Origin of the sequence: Cupriavidus basilensis, assembly GCF_029335485.1 — a bacterium.
Taxonomy (GTDB): Bacteria; Pseudomonadota; Gammaproteobacteria; order Burkholderiales; family Burkholderiaceae; genus Cupriavidus; species Cupriavidus basilensis_E.
Map to the genome: position 1 here is coordinate 1 of NZ_JARJLM010000504.1, position 23,023 is coordinate 23,023.

At 64.6% G+C, this 23,023-nt stretch carries 20 protein-coding genes; 10 read left to right on the top strand and 10 right to left on the bottom strand.

The window, feature by feature from the left end:
- Nucleotides 1–206 precede the first annotated feature (206 nt).
- From P3W85_RS31100 to P3W85_RS31125, 6 genes are all read left to right on the top strand, one after another.
- On the top strand, nt 207–1,637 hold the full coding sequence (locus P3W85_RS31100) for an amino acid permease (protein WP_276267585.1): 1,431 nt from the start codon (nt 207–209) through the stop codon (nt 1,635–1,637).
- A 264-nt stretch (nt 1,638–1,901) separates the two neighbouring features.
- The gene (locus P3W85_RS31105) at nt 1,902–2,318 is read left to right on the top strand and encodes a nuclear transport factor 2 family protein (RefSeq protein WP_017224017.1); all 417 of its coding nucleotides are present in this window, start codon (nt 1,902–1,904) and stop codon (nt 2,316–2,318) included.
- A 37-nt stretch (nt 2,319–2,355) separates the two neighbouring features.
- Entirely contained in the window at nt 2,356–3,795 is a 1,440-nt protein-coding gene (locus tag P3W85_RS31110) for an NAD(P)/FAD-dependent oxidoreductase (RefSeq protein WP_017224016.1), read from the top strand.
- A gap of 60 nt (nt 3,796–3,855) precedes the next feature.
- Nucleotides 3,856–5,109: a molybdopterin-dependent oxidoreductase gene (locus P3W85_RS31115; protein WP_276267586.1), complete on the top strand. Its 1,254-nt coding sequence runs from the start codon at nt 3,856–3,858 to the stop codon at nt 5,107–5,109.
- A gap of 11 nt (nt 5,110–5,120) precedes the next feature.
- Nucleotides 5,121–5,771 (top strand): c-type cytochrome, encoded by a 651-nt coding sequence (locus P3W85_RS31120; RefSeq protein WP_276267587.1) that lies wholly within the window; start codon nt 5,121–5,123, stop codon nt 5,769–5,771.
- Between the two features lie 133 nt (nt 5,772–5,904).
- Nucleotides 5,905–7,419, top strand: coding sequence for a PLP-dependent aminotransferase family protein (locus tag P3W85_RS31125; protein ID WP_276267588.1), 1,515 nt, complete (start codon nt 5,905–5,907; stop codon nt 7,417–7,419).
- Nucleotides 7,420–7,461: 42 nt separating this feature from the next.
- Here P3W85_RS31125 and P3W85_RS31130 read toward each other — a convergent pair whose 3' ends face one another.
- The 3 genes from P3W85_RS31130 to P3W85_RS31140 form a co-directional block, all read right to left on the bottom strand.
- Nucleotides 7,462–7,767 carry an NIPSNAP family protein gene (locus P3W85_RS31130; RefSeq protein WP_017225381.1) on the bottom strand — a complete coding sequence of 102 codons (306 nt, stop codon included), beginning with the start codon at nt 7,765–7,767 and terminating at the stop codon, nt 7,462–7,464.
- 106 nt (nt 7,768–7,873) lie between these two features.
- Nucleotides 7,874–9,190: an SGNH/GDSL hydrolase family protein gene (locus P3W85_RS31135; RefSeq protein WP_276267589.1), complete on the bottom strand. Its 1,317-nt coding sequence runs from the start codon at nt 9,188–9,190 to the stop codon at nt 7,874–7,876.
- Nucleotides 9,191–9,250: 60 nt separating this feature from the next.
- Nucleotides 9,251–10,453, bottom strand: a complete 1,203-nt coding sequence (locus P3W85_RS31140) for an MFS transporter (protein WP_276267590.1) — start codon at nt 10,451–10,453, stop codon at nt 9,251–9,253.
- Between the two features lie 147 nt (nt 10,454–10,600).
- On the opposite strand from P3W85_RS31140, the gene P3W85_RS31145 reads away from it, so the two are divergent.
- Entirely contained in the window at nt 10,601–11,503 is a 903-nt protein-coding gene (locus P3W85_RS31145) for a LysR family transcriptional regulator (protein WP_276267591.1), read from the top strand.
- Between the two features lie 97 nt (nt 11,504–11,600).
- Here P3W85_RS31145 and P3W85_RS31150 read toward each other — a convergent pair whose 3' ends face one another.
- The 3 genes from P3W85_RS31150 to P3W85_RS31160 all read right to left on the bottom strand — a co-directional run bounded on the left by P3W85_RS31150 (nt 11,601) and on the right by P3W85_RS31160 (nt 15,928).
- Nucleotides 11,601–13,961 (bottom strand): ATP-binding protein, encoded by a 2,361-nt coding sequence (locus P3W85_RS31150; protein WP_276267592.1) that lies wholly within the window; start codon nt 13,959–13,961, stop codon nt 11,601–11,603.
- A gap of 188 nt (nt 13,962–14,149) precedes the next feature.
- Complete coding sequence (locus tag P3W85_RS31155; protein ID WP_276267593.1) at nt 14,150–14,848, bottom strand: response regulator transcription factor; 699 nt, start codon at nt 14,846–14,848, stop codon at nt 14,150–14,152.
- Nucleotides 14,849–15,403: 555 nt separating this feature from the next.
- Entirely contained in the window at nt 15,404–15,928 is a 525-nt protein-coding gene (locus P3W85_RS31160; RefSeq protein WP_276267594.1) for a hypothetical protein, read from the bottom strand.
- Between the two features lie 199 nt (nt 15,929–16,127).
- Between P3W85_RS31160 and P3W85_RS31165 the strand changes: the two genes are divergently transcribed.
- The gene (locus tag P3W85_RS31165) at nt 16,128–16,277 is read left to right on the top strand and encodes a hypothetical protein (RefSeq protein WP_276267595.1); all 150 of its coding nucleotides are present in this window, start codon (nt 16,128–16,130) and stop codon (nt 16,275–16,277) included.
- Between the two features lie 247 nt (nt 16,278–16,524).
- Here P3W85_RS31165 and P3W85_RS31170 read toward each other — a convergent pair whose 3' ends face one another.
- Both P3W85_RS31170 and P3W85_RS31175 read right to left on the bottom strand, forming a co-directional pair.
- Nucleotides 16,525–16,845: a hypothetical protein gene (locus P3W85_RS31170; RefSeq protein WP_276267596.1), complete on the bottom strand. Its 321-nt coding sequence runs from the start codon at nt 16,843–16,845 to the stop codon at nt 16,525–16,527.
- 79 nt (nt 16,846–16,924) lie between these two features.
- Entirely contained in the window at nt 16,925–17,461 is a 537-nt protein-coding gene (locus P3W85_RS31175; RefSeq protein ID WP_276267597.1) for a hypothetical protein, read from the bottom strand.
- Between the two features lie 588 nt (nt 17,462–18,049).
- Here P3W85_RS31175 and P3W85_RS31180 point away from each other — a divergent pair.
- Both P3W85_RS31180 and P3W85_RS31185 read left to right on the top strand, forming a co-directional pair.
- Nucleotides 18,050–18,847, top strand: coding sequence for a response regulator transcription factor (locus P3W85_RS31180; RefSeq protein WP_276267598.1), 798 nt, complete (start codon nt 18,050–18,052; stop codon nt 18,845–18,847).
- A gap of 308 nt (nt 18,848–19,155) precedes the next feature.
- Nucleotides 19,156–19,488, top strand: coding sequence for a DUF2322 family protein (locus P3W85_RS31185; RefSeq protein WP_276267599.1), 333 nt, complete (start codon nt 19,156–19,158; stop codon nt 19,486–19,488).
- A gap of 244 nt (nt 19,489–19,732) precedes the next feature.
- Here the strand turns inward: P3W85_RS31185 and P3W85_RS31190 are convergent, their stop codons facing one another.
- Together P3W85_RS31190 and P3W85_RS31195 are read right to left on the bottom strand one after the other, a co-directional pair.
- Nucleotides 19,733–20,383 (bottom strand): response regulator, encoded by a 651-nt coding sequence (locus P3W85_RS31190; protein ID WP_017228307.1) that lies wholly within the window; start codon nt 20,381–20,383, stop codon nt 19,733–19,735.
- A 45-nt stretch (nt 20,384–20,428) separates the two neighbouring features.
- Nucleotides 20,429–22,999: a hybrid sensor histidine kinase/response regulator gene (locus P3W85_RS31195; RefSeq protein WP_276267600.1), complete on the bottom strand. Its 2,571-nt coding sequence runs from the start codon at nt 22,997–22,999 to the stop codon at nt 20,429–20,431.
- Nucleotides 23,000–23,023: the final 24 nt, after the last annotated feature.

Sequence of the window (23,023 nt, forward strand, 5' to 3'; positions counted from 1 at the left end):
GCTGAGCGAGGCCGCAAGCAGCCAAGCCACCAAGCGCGCGATCATCGCTTGCCCGGATACCGCATCGCGCCCGGGCAAGCGATGATCCGACCTTCGCGGCGCAGGCGGCGCGTATCCTATGCGCCGCCTCCCCGCAACGACCGCGGATTCCGGCGGCGAGCCCATCGCCGACCTACTATAAAAACCGCGGCGCATGACCCTGGGTAATGCAGGAGACAAGCAAAGTGATTCACGATGAGCAGCAGTCAAGCGGCCTGAAGCACGGGCTGAAGCAGCGCCACATGACCATGATCGCGCTGGGCGGTGTGATCGGCGCCGGCCTTTTCGTCGGCAGCGGCGTCGTCATCAAGTCCGCCGGACCGGCGGCGGTGATTTCCTTCCTGATTACCGGCCTGCTGGTGGTGCTGGTAATGCGCATGCTGGGCGAGATGGCGTGCGCGCTGCCCACCGTGGGCTCCTTCTACGAATATGCCCGCGAGGCCTGGAGCGACCGCCCGGCCATGGGTGAGCTGGCCGGCTTCCTGACCGGATGGATGTACTGGTATTTCTGGGTGATCGTGGTCGCGCTGGAGGCCGTGGCCGGGGCCAGCCTGGTGCAGTTCTGGCTGCCCGACGTGCCAGCCTGGAGCATCAGCCTGGTGCTGCTGGTGATGCTGACCAACCTGATCTCGGTGAAGTCGTTCGGCGAATTCGAGTTCTGGTTTGCCTCGATCAAGGTGGCCGCCATCGTGGTGTTCCTGTTCCTGGCGGGCCTGTTCGTGCTCGGCATGTGGCCGGGCGCCACCGCCAGCGTGGCGCACCTGACCGTGCATGGCGGCTTCGCGCCGAACGGGATCATGCCGGTGCTGACCGGCGCGGTAGCGGCAACGGGCTTCTACTTCGGTGCCGAGATCGTCACCATCGCCGCGGCGGAAACCGCGGAACCGCAGAAGGCGGTAGCCAAGGCCACCAGTTCGGTCATCACCCGCGTGCTGGTGTTCTACGTGGGCTCCGTGCTGCTGGTGGTGTGCCTGGTACCGTGGAATTCGGCAGGCATCGCCACGCCCTATGTGAGCGCGCTCAAGGCCATGGGCATTCCGGCAGCGGCGCAGATCATGAACGCGGTGGTGCTGACCGCGGTGCTGTCGGCGCTGAACTCAGGGCTCTACGCTTCGTCGCGCATGCTGTTTGCGCTGACCAAGCGGGGCGATGCGCCCAAGTCCCTGGCCAGGCTGAGCTGCAATGGCGTGCCGGTCAGGGCCATCCTGTTCGCCACGCTGTTCGGCTACGGCGCGGTGGTGATGTCCTATGTGTCGCCGGACAAGGTGTTCGCCTTCCTGGTCAACTCGTATGGCACGGTCGCCATCTTCGTCTACATCCTGATCGCGCTCTCGCAGCTGCGCCTGCGCACGCGCCTGGAACGCGAAGCGCCGCAGCGGCTCAAGGTGCGGATGTGGGCCTTCCCCTACCTGACCTATCTCGCCATCGCCGGCATGGCCGGGATCGTCGTCGCCATGGCCTTTATCCCCGACCAACGGACCCCGCTGCTGCTCGGCATCGCCAGCCTGGGCATCCTGCTGCTGGCCTTTGCCGTGCGCCAGCAATGCCGCAAGCACACCGGCGCTGCGCGGATGCCCGAGATACGCCGCGCCGACTGACCGGCTGACGGGCTCCCTGGCCCGATCCACCTTCCGCGACGCATGCCATCGCGGATTCCCCTCAAAAGAAAAACATCGCCAGCCGCGGCGGACCCTTTCCGCCTCGGCTGGCCCGCGCCTGCCCGGCACGCTGGCCCAAACGATTTACGGGATCTGGCCCTACAGCATTGCGCGCCACCTCTCTATGCTGCAGTCATAAGCCGCATCGGTCCGTACGGCACGCAAGCGATCAACGATGCGATCAACGACATCAAGGAGACTCGAATGACCACCCACCAAGTTACCGCGGCAACCCTGCAAGCCTTCGCCGACGCCTGGAACCGCCACGATATCGAAGCGCTGATGGGCTTCATGGCGGACGATTGCGTGTTCCATGCGGTGGCCGGCAGCGAGCTGTTCGGCCGCAGCTTCAAGGGCCGCGACGCGGTACGCGAGGGCTTCCAGCTGGCATGGCAGGCATTCCCGGATGCGGCATGGCTCGACGGCGAGCATTTCGTGGCCGGCGAGCGCGGCGTGAGCGAATCGACCTTCCGCGGCACCAAGGCCGACGGCACGCGCATCGAGGCGCGCATGGTGGATGTATTCACCTTCCGCGACGGCAAGATCGCGGTGAAGAACGCCTACCGCAAGGACCGTCCGCCGGTCGCCGCGAACGCCACGGCAACGCGCGCCGGCAGCTGAATCCATTCCCCATCAAGGGTACAAGAGGAAGAATGAAATGGATGCCACCGCCGCCAGACTGATCCTGCCCGAAGGCCGCGCCACCGCGCCTTCGAAACCGTACGACCCGGCCTACGACCCCCTGGTCGCGCCCACGCCCGGCCAGGGCCGCGAGTACGCCCCCACCTACTGGATCGGCACCGCCGGCGAGCCGCCGCCGGACGACGGTCCGATCACGCACGATATCGACGTGGACGTGGCCATCATCGGCTCCGGTTTCACCGGCCTGACCTGCGCGATCTTCCTGGCCCAGGAGCACGGCATCAAAGCCACCGTGCTGGAAGCCAACCGCGTGAGCTGGGGCTGCAGCACGCGCAACGGCGGCCAGGCGCAGTGCGCCTCGGGCCGGCTCAAGCGCTCGCAATGGATCCAGCGCTACGGCCTGGATACCGCGCTGCGGCTGCACGAGGAAGTCTGCGACGGCATGGAGACCTTCAAGGGCCTGATCAAGGACATCGACTGCGATCCGCAGCCGGGCGGCCATCTGTACATCGCCCACCGGGCCAAGGTCATGCCGGGGCTGGAGAAGGAAGCCAAGGTGCTGCGCGAGGTGTTCGGGTACGACGCGCGCATCCTCGATGCCGACACCGTCAAGCGCGAATACGTCGACGACAAGGAAGCCGCGGGCGCCATGCACGAGCCCGAAGGCATCGGCATCCATGCCGGCAAGCTGGCCTTCGGCTACCTGCGCAAGGCACGCGCGCTGGGCGCCAGGGTGCATCCCTCCAGCCCGGTGCTGAGCTGGGAAACGCGCGGCGGCGTGCACTATCTCAAGACGCCGGGCGGCATCGTGCGTGCCCGCGCGGTGGGCGTGGCCACCGGCGGCTACACGTCGCCGAGCCTGCATGCGCAACTGAAGAACCGGCTGTTCCCCATCCTGTCGAACTCCATCGTCACCCGGCCGCTGACGCCCGCCGAGCGCGAGGCATGCAACTTCCGCACGACGCAGGTCATCACCGACACGCGCATCCTGCGGCACTACTACCGGCTGATGCCGGACGGCCGCCTGCAGATCGGCAGCCGCAGCGCCATCACCGGCAACGATGCGCCGCAGCATAAATACAAGGACAAGCTCGTTGGCGACCTGCACCGCAAGTTCCCGGCGCTGGAAGGCATCCAGATCGACTATTCTTGGTGGGGCTGGGTCGATGTGAGCCACGACATGATGCCGCGCATCTTCCAGCCGGACCCGGCCCAGACCATTTACTACGCGATGGGCTATGGCGGCAATGGCGTGATGTATTCCGCCCAGGCCGGCAAGCGCATGGCGGCGCTGATCGCGGGCAAGAGCGCCGGGCCGGAGTTGCCGATATTCCGTTCGGCGCTGCCGTTCCCGAACGTGCGCGAGATGGTGGAAGCGCAGGCGTTCGCGCCGTTCCGCCGCTTTGGGCAGTGGTTCCTGTACCGTTGGTATCACATGAAGGACGAAGTGATCTGAAGTCGGACCGGGGCGGTGCCGCCCAATACCGCTGTACCCACAAAAGACGAGGAGGCCGGCATGGCCCGAGACCATGATCCCGTATCACCCCAACCGGGCCGCCGCGGCGCGCTGCGGGCGCTCGGCGCGATCGGCGCCGGCGCGGCGCTGGCCCACCCGGCGCTCGATGCGCTGGCGGCCATCGCCGCCGATCGCATCGAACTCCCCTTCGAAAACGGCGAGCGAGAACTGGTAGCCTTCCCGCAAAAGCGACCGCTGATCCTGCTGACCAGCCGGCCGCCGCAGCTGGAAACGCCCTTCAGGGTGTTCAACGATGGCCTGATCACGCCCAACGACGCCTTCTTCGTGCGCTATCACTGGAGCGGCATCCCCACCAGCATCGATCCGCAGACCTACCGGCTGCGCGTGGGCGGCAAGGTCAATACGCCGCTGGAACTCTCGCTCGACGAGATCCGGCGGCTGGCCGGCCCGGTGGACCTGGTGGCGGTCAACCAGTGCTCGGGCAACAGCCGGGGCTTCTTTGCCCCACGCGCCAACGGCGGACAGCTGGGCAACGGCGCCATGGGCAATGCGCGCTGGACCGGCGTGCCCCTGAAAGCGCTGCTGGACAAAGCCGGGGTACAGGCCGGCGCGCTGCAGGTGAGTTTCGACGGCCTGGATCACCCGCCGCTGGAAGGCAGCCCGGACTTCGTCAAGGCCTTGTCCATCGACCAGGCGCGCGACGGCGAGGTGATGCTGGCCTGGGCCATGAACGGCGCGGACCTGCCCATGCTGAACGGCTACCCGCTGCGCCTGATCGTGCCTGGACACTATGGCACCTACTGGGTCAAGCACCTCTCCGACATCCAGGTGCTCGACAAGCCGTTCGACGGCTTCTGGATGACCGCCGCCTACCGCATCCCCGACAACGCCTGCGCCTGCGTGGCGCCGGGCTCCGCGCCCGCGCGCACGGTGCCGATCAACCGCTTCAACGTGCGCTCCTTCATCACCAGCGTGGAAGATGGCGCCAGGCTGCACGCCGGCCGCCAGACCGTGCTGCGGGGTATCGCCTTCGACGGCGGCTATGGCATCGACGAAGTGGCCTTGTCCGTGGACGGCGGCCGCACCTGGCGCGCCACGCAGCTCGGCAAGGACCTGGGCCGCTACTCCTTCCGCGAGTGGACGGCCGCATTCACGCCGCCGAAGAAGGGCGAGTACGAGCTGAAGGTGCGCGCCAGCAACCGTATCGGCCAGAGCCAGCCCCTCACCGCGCTGTGGAACCCGGCCGGCTACATGCGCAACGTGGTGGAAACCACGCGCGTGGTGGCGGCATGAAGGAGACAGCCATGCATACCACCAGACAGATCCCTTTTCGCGCCTGGTCCCTCGCCCTGGCCGCGCTCGCCGGCGCGCCGGCCGTGCACGCGCTGGAAATCACGCTGCCGCCCGAGACCGCGCGCTATACGCCGAGCGAACTGCCCGGCTACCAGCTGGTCCGGCAAAACTGCATGACCTGCCACTCGGCACAATACGTGCTGACGCAGCCGCCTTCATCGCCGCGCGGCTACTGGGACGCCACGGTCAGGAAGATGAAGAAGCCCTTTGGCGCGCCCTTCCCCGATGAAGACATCCCGGCCATGGTCGACTACCTGACCAGGACCTACGGGGCGGAGCGCACGGCTTATGCGGACAGAGGCGCGGTGCAAGGCAATGCGCCGGCACCGGCTGCCGCTGCGGCCACGGGCAGCCACGATCCCCAGGCCCTGCTCACGGCCAATGGCTGCACCGCCTGCCATGCGGTCGAGAAGAAGGTAGTGGGCCCGGCCTTCAAGGACGTGGCGGCAAAATACGCGAACCAGCCAGGCGCCGCGGCACTGGTGGAGCAGAACATCCGCGCCGGCGGCGCCGGCAAGTGGGGCCAGGTGCCGATGCCCCCCTATGCAGGATTGTCGAAGGACGACCTGCAAAGCCTGGCGGGATGGATTCTCGGCCGCTGAAGGACCCGCCCGCGGATCGCCGGGAAGCCCGGCGCCGGCCTGCGGCCGAGCCGCATTTCGCCGGCGGCCGGCTTCGCCCATCATCCGCCGCAGATCATCAGGGCCGGCGCGACGGCCACAGCAACGGAGCGGCATGGCAAGCTTAGGCAAGGCGAACACTTTCTGGAACCGGTTGCTGCAACTGTCCCCCGATGCCGGCGTCAGCCTGCAGGCACAGTTGCGCCAGCAACTGGTATCGGCCATCCTCGCCCGGCAATTGCCGGAAGGCAGCGCCCTGCCCTCCAGCCGGGAGCTGGCGGCCACACTGGGCATCGCCCGCAATACGGTGATCCTGGCGTTCCAGCAACTGGTCGAGGAGCACTTCCTGGAAACCAGGCCGCGGCGCGGCTATTTCATCGTGGCGCAGTTGCCCAGCGCGGCCAGTCCTGTGCCGGCGCCCCCGCAGGCAACACCCGCGGCCGATGCCGGATCGGGGCCGGAAGCCGCTCCCGACTGGGCCGCGCGCCTGCCCGACATGACCGGCAAGCGCGCCATCGTCAAACCCAGCGAGTGGCAGAATTACCCCTACCCCTTCATCTACGGCCAGTTCGATCCCGCGCTGTTTCCCACCGCCGACTGGCGCGAATGCTCGCGCATGGCGCTGGCGGTGCTGGAGATCCGCGGCTGGGCCTCGGACCTGATCGACCGCGACGATCCGCTGCTGATCGAGCAGTTGCAAAAACACATCCTGCCGCGTCGGGGCGTGTGGGCCAACCCCGACGAGATCATGGTCACCATGGGCGCGCAGCACGCGCTCTACCTGCTGGCCGACCTGTTGATGCAAGGCACCCGGGTCGGGCTGGAAGAGCCTGGCTATAACGATGCCCGCCATATCTTCGGCATGCGCGCGCGCGAGGTGATTCCGCTGGCGGTGGACGAATCCGGCTTGTGCCCGGACGCCGGGCTGGCGCAATGCGACTACGCCTTCATCACCCCCAGCTATCAGTGCCCCACCACCGTCACCATGCCGCTGGAGCGGCGCGAGACCCTGCTGCTGGAAGCGCGCCGCCACGATGTGGTACTGATCGAGGACGACTACGACACCGAGAACCCCGCGCTGACCCAGCCCATCCCCGCGCTCAAGAGCCTGGACCGCGACGGCCGCGTCATCTATGTGGGCAGCCTGTCCAAATCCTTCGTGCCCGGCATCCGGCTGGGCTATATCGTCGCCCCCGCCGCGGTGATCCGGCAGGCGCGCGCGCTGCGCCGCTTCATGCTGCGCCACCCGCCCGCCAACAACCAGCGCGCCACCGCGCTGTTTATCTCGCTGGGCCACCACGACGCCCTGCTGCGGCGCGTAGCGCCCATCTTCCAGCGCCGCGCGGGAATCCTGCGCGAAATGCTGGCGCGCCACCTGCCGCAGGCGCGCGCGCACAACTCGCCGGGGGCCTCCTCGTTCTGGGTCGAAGGCCCGCCCGGGCTCGACGCCCGCAAGCTCGCAGCGATCGCGCTCACGCACGGCGTCATCATCGAGCCAGGCGACGTGTTCTTCGCCACCGACGCGCCCTCGCCCCATTTCCGCATGGGATATACGGCCATCGCGGACGAGCGGATCGAGGAAGGGGTGAAGCTGCTGGGTAAGCTGATCGGCCAGGCGATGGGGCGGTGACCGCGCCGGCGGCACTAAGCCACTGGCCAGCCGCCCGCCCTGCTACCCGAACACCGGCCGGAAAAAGCTGCGCTCGTAGCTGACGATGCAGCGCGTCTCCTCCGCATAGCGGAATGCCGCCTGGCACGCCGGGTCATTGAACGACTGCTGGCGATAGGTCTCGTAGGCGGCGAGGCTCGGGAAGGAGAACATGGCAAGGGCGACGTTGTTGGCCCCTTCGGACGGCAGGAAGTAGCCATGATGCTGGCCGCCGAATTTCTCCACGAGGGGAATCCACAGCTTGCCGTAATGCTCGAACTCCTTCAGCTTGGTGGCGTCGACGATATAGCGCAGGTAGCAGGTGATCATGTTGGCGTGATGATGAGTAAGGCGGGCCTGCGTGAAGACATGTTCCGTGGCGCCGGCAGGCAGCCGCCAGCATACGCTACCGCCTGCGCAGCCGCAACGCACCGGCCTACAGCAAGGCCTCCAGGTCGATCGCCTCGGCCATCGCCCGATAGCCGCGATCTCCCGGGTGCAGGTGGTCGCCCGAGTCATAGGCCGGCAGCAGCCGCGCGGGATGCGCGGGATCGCGCAGCAGCGCATCGAAATCCACCACCGCATCGAAGGCGCCGCTGGTGCGTATCCAGGCATTGACCTGCTGGCGCAGCGCTTCCTTGTCCGTGTTGTAGTAGTTGTCCAGCGGCGTCCCCTCCAGCGCGCCTTCGAACGGCGGCAAGGTCGCGCCGACGATGCGCACACCCCGGCTATGGGCGCGCGCGATCAGCTGGCGATAGCCTGCAATCAGCGCCTGCGCCTGCATGGCGGGTTCCTCCGGTGCAAACAGCGTGCCTGGCCAGCTGATGTCGTTGATGCCCATCAGCAGGATCACCGCCGCCACCCCCGGCTGGGCCAGCACGTCGCGCTCGAAGCGGGCCAGCGCATTGACGCCCATGCGGTCGCGCAGCACCCGCGCGCCGGAGATGCCGGCGTTGAGCACCGCCACGTTGGCGGGCGCGAGCCGCTGGGCGAGAAAGTCCGGCCAGCGGCGGTCGGTTTCCGGCGTCGCCCCGGCGCCGTCGGTGATCGAATCGCCCAGCGCCACCACGGCCCTGGCCGGCGCCGCGGCATCGACCAGGATATGGCTCAGCACGATGCGGGCAGGCGTGATGGCGGGTTCGGCCAGGTGCGTGGAAGCCGTGGCGTTGCCCGCCGCGATATAAGCCGTGCGGCGGCCTTCCCAGTGAAACGTCTCGAGCCGCGCCGGACCGGGCAGGAACAGGCTGACGGCAAGGCTGGCCAGCGGCGGCACCGGCAACTCGACGGCATCGCTAAGCACCGCTGCGCCCGGCGGTATGGTGATCTCCGGCTGGCCGCCGAAGCGCAGGGGGCGATCGGTGCCGGGCACGGTCTGCCCCTGGCTCTCCGCCTTCGCCGACGCCAGCGCAACGCGCGCTTCACCGATATGCAGCGGCTCGGCGCCGTAGGTGTTGGATAACTCCACCCGTACCTTGTCACCTCCCAGGCTGAGACGGACCACCTGGCGGATGGTCCGGCGCTCGACGCTGACCGGGATATTGGTGGGGAAGATGAAGTCAGGCCCCCAGACCGGTTGCGGGCTGGCGCTCCAGCTGCCCACCCAGTTGCCGGCGGCGTCGCCAGCCATGGCCGCGCGCTGGTCCTGCGAAGCGCCCGCAGGCCCCGCTCCGGCGGCCGGCGCGGCGGCGGTCAGCGACAGTGCGGTCAGGGCGACGGTGAGCAGCAGGCGCTGCAGATGTTGGCTTGCGGACATGATTGGCTCTCGATGAAGATGAAAGAAGAAGCATGAAAAATGGTTCGGCGGAGCCGCGCATCAGTGCAGCGGCTGCGAAGACAGGCCCGAGCTGCCGCCCGCCTGCCCGCCGTGGGTACTGCCTTCGAGACGGATGGCCAGCCACGCCACCGCCAGGGCCGCTACCGGCACCAGCGCGGCAACCCAGGTCACCGCGCCCAGCCCCGGGCCCCGGGTAATAACCGCCCCGCCCAGCCAGGCACCGATGGCGTTGCCCAGGTTGAAGGCCGCGATATTGAAGCTGGACGCCAGGCTCTGCCCGGCCCCCCGGGCACGCTCCAGCACCCACATCTGCAGCGGCGCCACGGTGGCAAAGGCGGCCACGCCAAGCAGGCCGACGAAGATCACCGCCAGCACCCTGCTATGCAACGCAAAGGTCATCAGGCCCAGCACCACCGCCAGCGCCGCCAGGCTGCCCAGCACGGTGGCCTGCAGGCGGCGGTCCGCCAGCCGGCCGCCAAGCAGGTTGCCCACCACCAGGCCGACGCCGAACACCAGCAGGATGGGCGATACCGCGCTGTCGGCAAACCCGGTGATCTGCGTCAGGATCGGCGCGATATAGGTAAAGACGGCGAACACGCCGGCATAGCCCAGCACCGTGGTCAGCAGCCCCAGCAGCACCGGCCGGCGCATCAGCGCGCGCAGGTCGCGGCGCAGGTCGGGGGCTTCCGGCGCCGCGCGCTCGGCAGGTACCAGCGCGGCAATCACCAGTACCGCCAGCAGGCCCACGGCGGCAACCGCCCAAAAGCTGGCGCGCCAGCCGTAGGCCTGGCCAAGCCAGGTACCGAATGGCACGCCGAGCACGCTGGCCACGGTCAGGCCGGTGAACATCACGGCAATGGCCGAGGCGCGCCGCTGCGGCGGCACCAGCCCAGTGGCCACCACCGAGCCGACGCCGAAGAAGGTGCCGTGCGCCAGCGCGGTCAGTACCCGCGCGGCCATCAGCGTGTGGTAGTCCGGCGCCAGCGCGCAGGCCACGTTGCCGACGGTGAAGATCACCATCAGCACCAGCAGCGCCGTCTTGCGCGGCCAGCGTGCGGTGAGCGCCGTCATGAGCGGCGCACCGGCCACCACGCCGAGCGCGTAGCCGGAGATCAGCAGGCCGGCCGCCGCGATGGAGACCCCGAGATCGGTTCCGACCTCGAGCAGCAGGCCCATGATGATGAATTCGGTGACGCCGATGCCGAAGGCACCGGCGGTGAGGGCAAAAAGGGCTAGTGGCATGGGAGACGTGAAGGACAGGTTCCGTGCGATGCGGCGGAAGAGCCACCGCGGGCGATGCCGGATGCGCCGCCAGGAGGGAAGTATGGGGATACACCGATTCATGCGGTAGACTGCCTGCACGAACAATATTTATGAATTGAATTCACAATGTCGCGGCTCGACGTCAATCGCTCAGGCGAGATGGAAGTCTTTGTACGGGTCGTGGAACAGGGCGGCTTCTCGGCCGCCGCGCGCGCCTTGCGCATGACGCCTTCGGCTGTCAGCAAGCTGGTGGCCCGGCTGGAGACGCGGCTGGGCGCGCGGCTGGTCAACCGCTCCACCCGGCGCATCGAGCTGACGGCCGAAGGCAGCGCCTTCTACGAGCGCGCCGTGCGCGTGCTGGCAGACCTGGACGACGCCGAGCGCGGCGCCGCCGCCAGCGCCGCGCCGCATGGCCGGGTGCGCATCAACGCCAACGTGCCCTTCGGCGACCACTTCCTGTTGCCGCTGGTGCCGGAATTCCTGGCGCGGTACCCGGATATCCAGCTGGATCTCGTGCTGACCGACGAGGTCATCGACCTGCTGGAAGAACGCACCGATGTGGCCATTCGCGCCGGAGCGTTGAAGAATTCCCGGCTGGTGGCGCGGAAGCTGGGCCAAACCCGCATGGTCATCGTGGGCGCGCCGGCCTACCTGGCGCGTTGCGGCACGCCTCGCGTGCCGGCCGACCTGGCCGGGCATAACTGCCTGAAGCTAGGCTATGCGCGCGCCATCGAAGGCTGGCCGATACTGGTGGATGGCGAGCCCGCCGCGGTGGCGCCCGTCGGCAACGCCTGCGCAAGCAACGGCGACGCGTTGCGGCGCCTGGCCGTCGGCGGGCTCGGCCTGGCAAGGATCGCCCTGTTCCAGGTGCGCGAGGACATTGCCGCCGGACGCCTGGTGCCGGTGCTGGAAGCGTTCAACCCTGGCGACCTGGAAGAAGTGCATGCGGTGTACATCGGCCCGGGCCGCCATCTGCCGGCGCGGGTGCGGACATTGCTGGATTTCCTGGTGGAGAGGGTGCGGATGTAAGGACGCCCGATGTGCCTGGCCGGACTGTCTGCTGCGACGCCTTGCACGGCGACTGGCGCGCAAGCGAGCGGCGCCATCGCGTTCACCTCGAACGCCGTCAACGCGAGCCAAAAGGGCCTGGGCCTGGGCCTGGTCGGCCACTCTCCGCAACGTCATCCTGCGCAAACTGGACTGCGAGACCGATCGCCCTGACGCTATATGCATTCACCCGCCATGCCCCCCCGCTCTTTTCCGGATGGTCCGGCCCGAACGGCGTCGCCAGAACCCGAAGCCCCGCCCAGAAAACCTCGCTGCGCTCCGAGGGCAATGCGTCTATCAATATCTCGCCCCTGTGCTGGCCGCCCTGCGTCGGGGAGTATGGCTGCGCAACAGCCCCCCAATGGCGAAGCCAGGCGCACAGATGCGTGGCAAACTCCCTCACATCCGAGCGCACATGCACCATGCCGGGCCGCAATCGGGGTACTGCCGGATCCGGTGTATCGATGGACAGCGCAAGGGGCAGCGTAACCGAGAAAAGGCTTCCGAGGCCGGGTTCGCTCACAACCTGGATAGCGCCCCCCATCAAATAGGTGAGCCGATGGCAGATCGAAAGGCCCAGTCCCGATCCTGCCGTCGCCTGCCTGCTACCGCTTGCCTGATAGTACGACTCGAAAATATGCGCCTGGCTTGCAACCGCGATGCCAACGCCGGTGTCCGCCACCTGCCACATCAGTTCGACACCGTCCTGCCGCCTTGCCGACAGCCGCGCGCGCAGCACCACCCGGCCCATCTGCGTGAACTTGATGGCGTTGCTCAGGAGGTTGTTCAGGATCTGGCGCACACGAGCCGCGTCGCCAAGGACGCTCCCTGGAATGTCCGCATCGATACAGGCGTAGATCAGCAGGCCCTTGCGCGCCGCACGGGCGGCGTACGAGGAAAGCACATCCTCCGTCAGCTCGAGCGGCGAGAAAGCAGCCGGCTCGAGCATCAGGCTCCCCGCTTCGATTCTCGAGATGTCGAGCGTGTTGTCGACCACCTGCAATAGCGATGCCGAGGATCTTTCGAGTGCCTTGAGATACTCCCTCTGCTGCCCTGATGTCGTGCTCAGGGCGAGAAGTTCCAGCGTACCCAGAATGCCATAAAGCGGTGTGCGAATTTCATGGCTCATGGTAGTCAGGAAGACGGTCTTGGCCTCGTTGGCGGCTTCCGCGCGTCGTATGGCCAGTTGCATGGCCGCTTCCATCTCCTTATGCGCCGTGATGTCATTGAACGCACAGATCACCACATCGTCGCCCTGGTAGCGCGCGGCAGCAAACGATATGTAGACGCTGCGGCCATCATGCAGCGACAGCTCCCTGCCAGCACTCGGATAGCGGCCGGTGGCGAGCGCGGCATCGCGCCAGGACACATCGTGATCGAGCCAGCTTCGAGCAAGTCCGTTGGCCAGCGGCACGTTGCCATCGCGGCGGCGCAGCACGCACAGCGCTACCGGGGCAGCCTCGATGATGGAGCGGCTGAAGGCTTCGCTTTCAATCAGGCGGTTGAACTGCCGCCGCGCGGGCAGCATCAGATGCCGGTTGACATACACGATGCCGGCGCCAATGCCGATGACAAGCAACAGGCAGATGCCCAGCGCTGGCTGGATGGCGGGCATGCCGGCTTTAAGCAACGCGCTCGCGCGAATGAAATACACGATACGCCAGCCATCCTCGCCCACCGCCTTGCTGAGGGTGAGGTACTGGGGTATCGGGCCCGGTCCGTACCGGAGAAAGGCATCCTCGCGCGTCGAGCTCGCCAGATCCCGCCTTAGCTCGGCATCTTCCCGGCTTTCAAGAACGACGTTGTCCTGACGGTCCAGCAGCATATAGCCGAGACCGGCACTGGAAAGCAGCAGACTCGGCTCGACATTGTCCAGCGCCAGCCCAAGCCAGCCGGCTGCCTTCTCGCCGGGATCGACCCGGCCAAACATATAAAGCCGGTTATGCATGCCATCGCTGATCCAGACAACGGACCCGGCGTTATCCCCGTGGGCATCGCGCGCCGTCAACGTGTCCGTCACCTCTCGCGAGATCGCCGCCCTGATTCCGCTGCGATCATTCTCCAGCCCGGCCTGGGTGAATTGCGCGGGCGTCCAATAGACCAGATGGGCGCCTGACCGCGCGATTGCATCCCTGTCCCGTTCGGTGACATACAGGGCCCAGCCCTTGCCCAGCTGCCTGTCGAGCGCGAGCGGGATCCCTTCGATGCGGTGTGCCGCGCTCGATGGCAACGGGACCGCTTCCCCCTTGCCTTCGGAAATGGAATCGATCAGCGATTTCAGCAGCGAACTCCGTCGTGCGAAAAATGTCTGCGCGTTATATGCCGCGGCATTCATTTGGCGCCGATAGGCTGAAATGCTCTTGTCGAACTCCGACTGCAGGTACAGCACGGCTACCATGCCCGCACACAGCAGCAGCGCCACAACCAGAAGATATAGCATCACGACGGCTACGCGCGGCGGCGAAATGTTGACGCCACGGCGCCTTGCGCGAAGTCGATGGAAATGCATTATTAAATAATGCGGGCGATCGGTCTATTTTCATATCAGACGATTCTGGATATTTGGCCACGTCGGCGCCATGCATTGGCGCCCGCCTCATTCAGCCATCCATTCGACCGCCCGCGCCACTATCCCTGCCTGGAATCGGCCTCCTCCATCACGGCGATATCCTCGTTGGCGGGAAGGAACCGGAATGCGAGCGCGTACTCATACAGTTCGCGGTCGTTTGCCAGGCCCAGCTTCTTCATGCCCGCAATACGCTGCGTGCTCACGGTCTTGACGCTGCGGCCCAACGCCGTGGCAATCTCGCCCACCGTCATGCCTCGCGTATAGCGGCGGAGCACCTCGGTCTCCCGCGGCGAAATGCAATCGCTGGCAAAGGCGTCGATCTGCTCGTCCACCGCCCGCGAATACGACATCAGGCGGCGCACCGATGCCGCGATATACAAGCGCCCCCGCGCGACGGCTTGAACGGCGCTTGCGATATCCAGGTCCGAGTCGCCTCTCATCAGCAAGCCATGGGCGCCCGAGACAATCATGGCGCGCAGGACAAGCGGGCTGCAGAACGTCGTGATGAAGACAACGCGCACGTGTGGACAGACACCATGCAGACGGTCCAGCAATGCGATGCCATCTCCAGGCTGCCTGCCAGCCAGGTGAAAGGCGCAAAGCAGGACATCGATTCTGTTTCGGCCCAGCAATTCCATCAATTCGGTGGAACGCCTGGGTACGTCAACGATCTCGACATTGTCCATCAGCGCCAACACCCGGCGCATCCTTGCCAGCGACGTGGAATGGTCATCCGCAAGGAGAACTCTGATTGGCACGACTATGCCCTCCGCTCAACGAATCTGTGCATTATCGAATCGACGCCCTATCGACCGCACCCCGCGCGGCGCTCCACTCCGTGCAACTACTATCGGAATAGGACCGCAGCTTGCGCGTTCCCATGCGCCGTGCCGACGGCCCTGTCGTCGGGCCGGGAATGGCCATTGCTGCGATTCCGGGATCAGAGGCAAGGACGGTTCCCGGTGGAATTCGAGCCGAGGCGGCGCCAATACCGGCTGTAAAGCCCTTCCGATCGTCCGGCTCCGTGGGGCACACGACGATGCATCCGCTGCAGGATTGCGGACAGCCCGCGCACCAGCACATCTTCGCCAGAATCAAGCGATCGTGGAATAGGATAATTCTTGTTTTCAGGCAAACGAATGCAAGCGTTGTCCAATGGCACCTGAGCCTGTCGCGGGAGTGCCTGCACTGGCATCGCGAGATTCCCAAGGCGCGGCGCGTGCATTCTCGCAGACAACGTGTCGGCACGGCACGCGCCGTTGCGTCGCTCAACGCCCTCCGTCCCTGAAGTATTAAATCAGGCAGGGGTACCCTTATCCCGCATGGCTCTGAAAGCTGGAAACTTTCCAATCATTGGACTGCGTGCGTCGAACCGTAACATTGAAAGGACAATTACCGGCGAACTCAATCGTGATCGGCGACATCTCAACCTCTTGGCCCATTAACCATCGGCGCAACCGGTTGCCGTTGGATTGAAAAGGAAACGTCGATAGGATTCGTCCCTCTTGCACTTGGCACAAGTTACGGCGCGAAATGTCTGCCAACTCAGATACCGTGCGCCCCGTGTATGGGTTTTTCATCGTGAGCCCATGGGCTTGGGCAAACTGCCCCACTTTCAGATAAGCCACGAATGCTTGGGCAACTTGAACAGGTTCTGACGCTCTGTGCTGCGCTTTAAGCCACCACCATGCGCCAGCCATTGCGCAAGCAATGGCAAGAGTCATCACCGCAGTTCCAGGAGCAAGTTTGCTCAGATGCTTCCGTGCCATCGGCATGGCCTCCATCCAGTACATGTTGTAAACAATCCGCTCGTTCCGCTTGCCTCCAAGTACCTCCATTGAGCCGCTCCCGGGTTTCCCAGGACATTGCCGCTTGGCTCAAGCAGCCGCGGTGATTGAACCAGTCGGCCCATTGGAGGCAAGCCTCGTCCGGCTTGTGTGTCATGGCACGTGCTAAAACAATCCGGAGATAGTCTCCGGACGGTCCTCGTACGAGGACGGCCGGTTGCTGAGGCTGTAGAGGTAAGACCGATTGGCCATGAGAACGCCTTGGTATCGCGTACCGGGCAAGAGCGAAGCCGGGTTGATTTCCTATGTAATGGCGCGTCCGACGCTTTGCTGGCAGTCGACTCGTTCATCGAACTTCTCGCTGGAAGTCAACTGGAAGGGACTGCCCTGCCTGATGTGAGCTGGCCCGTCATCCTGCACATGGCAATGCGGGTTGCACTATCAGTACGCGATAGCCCCACGGATCGGTACCGACCCTGCATGGCGGCTTGGGCAATGCCTGCTCGATGCGCCGCATCAACGATCCGCGCGACAGGTCCAACCGATCAGGATACCAATTCTCTCGCATGCCTGACAGCACCTTGTCACGATCTTCGGGCTTTACGACCTCCAGGCGAGCTTCGTCCTCTCGCCGACGGGCGGCTTCTTCATCCTTGAACCTCAACAGTTCCCCCCTTGACCTTTTCCAGGGTCTTCCAGGCATCGAGGTCATGAGAATTCGCATCCCTTTGGTTGGCTCCCGCCACGACCAGCGCGCGAACATAATCCACTATCTCGTCATCCTCGAACTTGAATCCCCGGCCTGTTTCCCGCTGCCGTGTGTGCGTCCACGCCAATGCTAGCGCCGGCATAGACACTGCTCGGGAATTTCCAGGGCAAACTGAATTTATCGACAGGCTTTGAGCCTGTTCAGTCATCGCAAAAGTGCACACGCCCAGTACGACGCATCGCAAGCCATGTTTGTTCATGCGTGTCGCAATACCCCGAGCACGTCGTACAGGGGCGCTTTCCAATCGAACGAAATGGGATCGTGCATGGAGGCAACGCTCACGAGATCAGCAGCTTTTCAACATGTTCTTTCGCTTGCTGCGCATCCATCGCCTCGCGCACGTCGATGTCCATGTCGAATGGCTTGAGGCATTGGCAGAGCTGTTCGAGCAGCGTCTCGTCGTCCTTCACGCAGAGAATGTACGCATTCTCGAAGGGAAGCAGATCCACCAGTCGCAAACCATGATCCCGAAGGAAGCCGTTGATATATTCCAAGTACGGCATCTCATACGGCAGCGTATAGGTGAGCTCCGGGTCCACTTCTTCCCAGTCGATATGCTCTACCAGCCCAACGATGAAAGTACTGTCATACGCGGAGAAGTCGATCCCGGAAAGCGGGCGCAGCGCCGGTAGTTCTCCGAAGTACTCTTTCCACTCCTCATAGACCAGCAGCCCTTGCTGCTCAAGGTGGTCAGCCAGCCATCCCAGGATCTCCCCCTGGTCGGCGCTTGCCGGCGCGTCGGCAAGCAGCGGCTTCGAATCGAGTTGCGGTATGCAAAGCGCGAGCGTGTCGATTAATTTCACGATGTGGTTCATATCACTCCTCATAGTAGGAACCCAAGGATGGGACGTCAGGCGTGGGCGCTGCCGCCCGAGCCGCTGGCGATCAGGCGCGCCCCGCAGGCAGTCCACCTGCCGGCCAGCGCCACCGGCACGCCTTCCACGCCGGAGGTGCCGCCCCGCCGACAATCACTATGACCGATAGTCTCATTTGATCTGCCGGGCCGTCTATCAGACTATTCTGAATTCTTCAGCGACCGCACCGCGCTCCGGGACGTGAAGGGAGGTACCTGGAAATCGGCGCCGGCGCTCCGCTTCGGCGATGCTCGATGCCCCATTCCGACGATACGCCCGGGGAGCCACTGACGCTGATGGCACGCTGGCATTCGGCGAGCACCGCCCCAATCAGGGATAACTTCTACCGACAGCCATCACCCTCCTCATTCCCCCCAATTAAAAACAACGAACCAATTTTAAATATTGTATTTTCATTTACACAATGATTCATCAAATCATCTAAACAAATCTTCAAGACTTATCTGGTAGACGCAGAAAGGCAGGTGCACCATGCTTCCCGCATCGGCAATTGCCGCCGTATCCGTCAGTCCTTCCATCTGTTGCCGCATGAATGCCTCACTGAATATCGCGCTGCTGACAGGGCAAGCCGCCCGGGTGCAGGTCCTGCGCGAAATGTTGTTGTCCGCGGGATTCAACTGCCGCATCTTCGACGCCGGGCGCGAGCTGATCCGCGATGTCGGACGCGCGAGCTATGACCTCCTGCTGATCGATCGCACGCACACTGACATGCCGTCAATCGACATCGTCCGGATGGTGCGCTGGGCATGGGATATGCCCATCATGGTGCTGGCCGATGCCGGAGGCGAAGACGAGCTCGTCGAGGCCCTGGAAGCCGGCGCCGACGACTACATCACCAAGCCGGTCAATTTCCGCGAGCTGCAGGCACGGATCCTGGCCTTGAGCCGGCGCGTTGCGTGCGGCCGCTTCAGGAAGGGACTGGTGATCGAGGCAGGGCCTTACGAGATAGACTGTGTCACCCGCCATGCGATCCTGCGCGGCAAGCGTATTGCCCTGACCCCCAAGGAGTTCCGCCTGACCGTACTGCTGTTCTCGAACGCGGGCCGTGCGGTGTCCATCGCCGATATCGAGAGCGCCGTCTGGGGACATGAATTGCAACCGTTGTCGCGCGCACTGGCTGGCCTGGTATCGCGCATGCGCCGGACGCTGGCTCTCGGCACCGCGAACGGCGTGCTGGTCTCGGTGATCTACTCGCACGGCTACCGGCTGGACGTGCTCGGGGAGCACCGGAAACCAGGCGCATTGCCGACGCCCTCGCCGAAACGCATACGGCCCTCCGCGGTCTCGGGCGATCTTGCAGTTGCCGGCATCAGCAATCCCGACTGATGTTGATCCCGAATCGTTGATCCCGAATCGTTGATCCCGATTCCGGCTTGAGCCTGACCCATCCTGCCCGGACATTCACCTACCCAAGCGGCCTTTGCGGGCAGCCTGGGTATTTTTTTGGGCTCGTCACCGGCGTCCATGGTGGCGATTGTGCCGCCCGTCAGGTCCACCGGGCCAGGCGCAATCGCGGCACGAGTAGACGCGTCGCCTTCCGGCAATGCATTGCCGGCGCGCTCGCCGGCGTCCAGCACCGGATCGGATAAGATACGGCCCGCCAAGCAATTTTCCGAAAGAACGGAGTGTCTTAAGTGATTCAAACGAGCAACGTATTCAAAGATAACCTCGCGCAACTGCCTGCTATCGACGGTATCGATCGCATCGATCTGGTCAATGGCAAAGGCGCCGTGGTAGCAAGCATCGAGAACAAGCCGGGCAAGCAGGGCTCCCTGGCGGTGTACTTCTATCTCCAGCAAGCATTCGGCACGCTGGACGCCAATGCGGCCGAGCACGGTCTCGCGGTGTTCGCCGAGCATACGGTCGACGCGCGCAACCGTCCGGGTGCGCACCCGAACGTCGACCGCCTGCTCGCGATCGCGGCCGGTGGGGAAGCACTGCGGATAGACGTCGTCGCCACGGCCTGAACCGCACTCCGCCCATGCACGCCTCTTCGGCAAGTTCGGCGGCTCGGAGCGACTCCTGCGCCACCGGGACGAGGTGACGGCGTTTGCGAATTTCGCGTCGTCGACGTTGAACGGCTAGCGGTCTTCCGGCAAGACAAGCCGAGAGGACCACGCTCGGCTGACATGTCACCTTCGCTCTCCCCGCAGATCGGCGAAGAACCTCATTCCTGCCAAGACCGGCGGGAGCCCCCCAACTGGCGCCCTGCTACTGGAAGAGTTCGGTGGCAATGCAGAAGGCAACGAGCTGCTGGTCAGTTGTGACACCGAGCTTCTGCATTGCCGAGACCTTGTGGCCGCTAACCGTCTTGATACTGCGATTGAAGCGCTTGGCGATATCCTGAACCGATTCGCCGCCAACGAAATGGCGAAGCACTTCATATTCCCTTGGCGACAACGTCGTGAGTCGTTCGCCAATGGATTCCGCGCCCGCACTCTCGCGCAGAGACTCCCGGAAGGAGGCCGGCGTGTATTTTCGGCTACTCCGGATCGCGACCAGGGCGGCGAGAATGTCGTTGTGCGAGTCGCCCTTGAACACCACGCCGTGCACGCCCGCATCGTACAAGGCGGATACGATGATCGGGTTGGTGAGCATGGTGAGCACCAGCAGCTTTACGCCGGGAAACGTTCTGATCAGGTATTCAACAAGCTTGAGGCCGTCGCCGAACGTCTGATCGCCGGGCATGGCATAGTCGGTGACGATGATATCCGGTTGGGCAGCGGGAATCTTGGCGATCAGGTCCGATGGACCCGAGGCGGAGCCAACCACCTCGAAATGCCGATCCTGTTCAATGACTTCGCGTATGCCCATGAGCACCAGGGGATGATCGTCCGCTAAGATGATTTTGGTTTTTTTCATGGAGTTCGAAAATCGGGTAAAGAGAAGTCGCCGCTTGGTTGATTATCAAAATCCAGCAAGAATAGCCTCGATCTGCGAGGCAACCAGCGCTATGCCTGCCTTCTGTCTTTGTTGAAGGCCCTCGCCGCGAATACCTTCTTCCAGGGCTTCGCAGCATTTCACCAGCCTGAACAATTTTACGGTAGCCAATGCGCCGCGGATACGATGCAATGTATCGAGCGCACCGGCAGCGGACGAATTCGCTATCGCCCGATGGAGCGCCGCGAGATCTCCGCGCATGGTCTCGGAAAACACGCTGCGGAACCTGAGCGGCACGATCTCGGCCTCGTCAGCGCTGGCCGGAGACGCCGGGACGGCTTCCACCGTTTGCCGGATGGACGCTGGCGGGAGATTGAGATGGGACCGGAGCGCCCCCAGGTCGAATGGCTTGACCAGCCAGGACGTCATGCCCGCATCCATGCAGCGCTGCTCCTCTTCGCGCATCGCATTGGCGGTGATCCCGATAATGGGGCCGTCATAGCCTTGCTGCCTCAGCGCTTCGGCAAACTCGTAGCCATTTGCCCTGGGCATGTTGACGTCGGTGATCACGACATCGAACAGGTCGGGGTGCCATCGGGCCAGCGCGTCCACGCCGTCGCATGCAAGAACGACGTTGCAGCCGATCTGTTCGAGCTGCTCCCTCAGGATGGTACCGTTGATCGGGTTGTCCTCGGCCACCAGGACCCGAAGATGCATGCCATTGGCGAGCAGTTGGGCAGCCCCCCCATCCGACGCCGGCACACCCGCCCCGGCCTGGGCGATGGCGCGCCCGATTGCACGCATGCTGTGCGCATTCAGGTGGCCATGCTCCCCGAATGTGGCCGCGTCGGCCACGACAGGCTGGTTCGTGGCAAACAGGTAATTGCCGTTCCAGCCCTCGGGAACCGGGTAGGAGACAAGCATGTCCACCAGGGTCGCATGGCGCGCCGTATCGCCGGGGAGATCGTCCTCCGTGCGGATGGATGCACCCCAGCGCTTCAGCCATGCGCACACATTGTCGGTCAGTTCCTTGCTGGGGGATCGCACATGGACGGGCTCCCCTGTCAGCACGAGCGCTGGCGACGGCATCTGCGCCAGGGCGCTCGACAGCGGCAGCACCAGCGAAAAGCTGCTTCCCAGGCCGGGATCGCTGACCACGCGGATGTCCCCGTGCATCTGCTTTGCCAGCCGCATGCAGATGGACAAACCCAATCCGGCGCCGCTTACCGTATGCATCTTGCTGTTTATCTGATAGAACGGCGCAAAGAGTTCCGCCTGACGTTCCCGCGCTATCCCGAGCCCTGTGTCCACCACCTGGAACAGGAGCATCGTATCTTCGCGATCAACCGTCACTTGCCGGACACGAAGAATCACGTGACCGGATTCGGTGAATTTGATGGCGTTGCTCAGGAGATTGTTCAGTATCTGCTGAATCCGCATTGTATCGCCGCGCAGGTGTTCAGGCAGATCGGGCGCCACGCAGGCGTACAGCAGCAAGCCTTTTTGCTCGGCGCTCGCGGCGTAGCGGCTGACTGTCGCCGCCACCAGCGACAGCAGGCAGAAATCGTCCGACTCGACCGACAGCTGACGCGCTTCGATCTTGGCGATATCCAGCACGTCGCTGATGATCTGCATCAGGACTTCCGACGAATTCCGGATAGTCTGCACGTACTGCCGTTGCGCGGTACCGAGGCTGGTGAGATCGAGCAACTCCAGCGCACCCATGACGCCATATAACGGTGTCCGGATTTCGTGGCTCATCGTGGCCAGGAAGGCGGTCTTGGCTTCGTTCGCATTGGCTGCGTCCTGCTTTCGCTTGATCAGGGACCGCTCGATTTCCTTGCGCGCGCTGATATCGGCGAACGCGCACAGGACTACGGTGCTTCCATCGTAGCGGGTTGGCGCGAAAGCCAGGGAGAGCGGCCTGCTGCCATTGCCCCGGATTTCCTCGATAGCCCCGGGCAGGGTTGCTGCAAGCACCTGCGTGAGCTGGGCGGGACTATCGAGCACGGACTGCAGGCTGTGGGACGCATCCAGGCCCAGCCATTGCCTGGCCAGGTGGTTGCCGAACAGCGTCGTGCCGTCCGCGCGATTGCAGACGCACAGCGCCACGGGCGCGGTTTCGACGAGGGCACGGCTGAATGATTCGCTCTCCTCCAGCCTGTCGTGCAAACGGCGCGCCGGCACCACCACGCGCCGGTGGTACCAGCGAAAAAAGGACAAGCCGCCGCTCAGCCCGAGTAGCGCCAGCAGTGCCAGGGTGACAGGCAGGCCCTTGTTATGGCGGAAGAGGGTCGGATAGCCGATGCGGTATAGCGCCAGCCACGAGCCACTCGGATCACGGAGCCGGAAGTACAGGCCGTCGGCGGCATAGGTGACGCCATCCGCCTTCGATGCGGGCGTCGGCGTCTTGCCCACCATGGTGATGCGTGCCTTGTCTTCCAGCCAGAAATCGTCGTAGTTGGGCGCTTTAGGAAAACTCCCAATATTGGCAACCCTATCCGGGCTTAGCAACGCGACAGCGTAGAGGCTGCCGTTCGGGAAGACCGGCGCTCGCGGCATCGTCGCCGATGCGTCGATCGGCAGCACGGCCAGCATCTTGCCCTGGCCTCCGCCCGACGG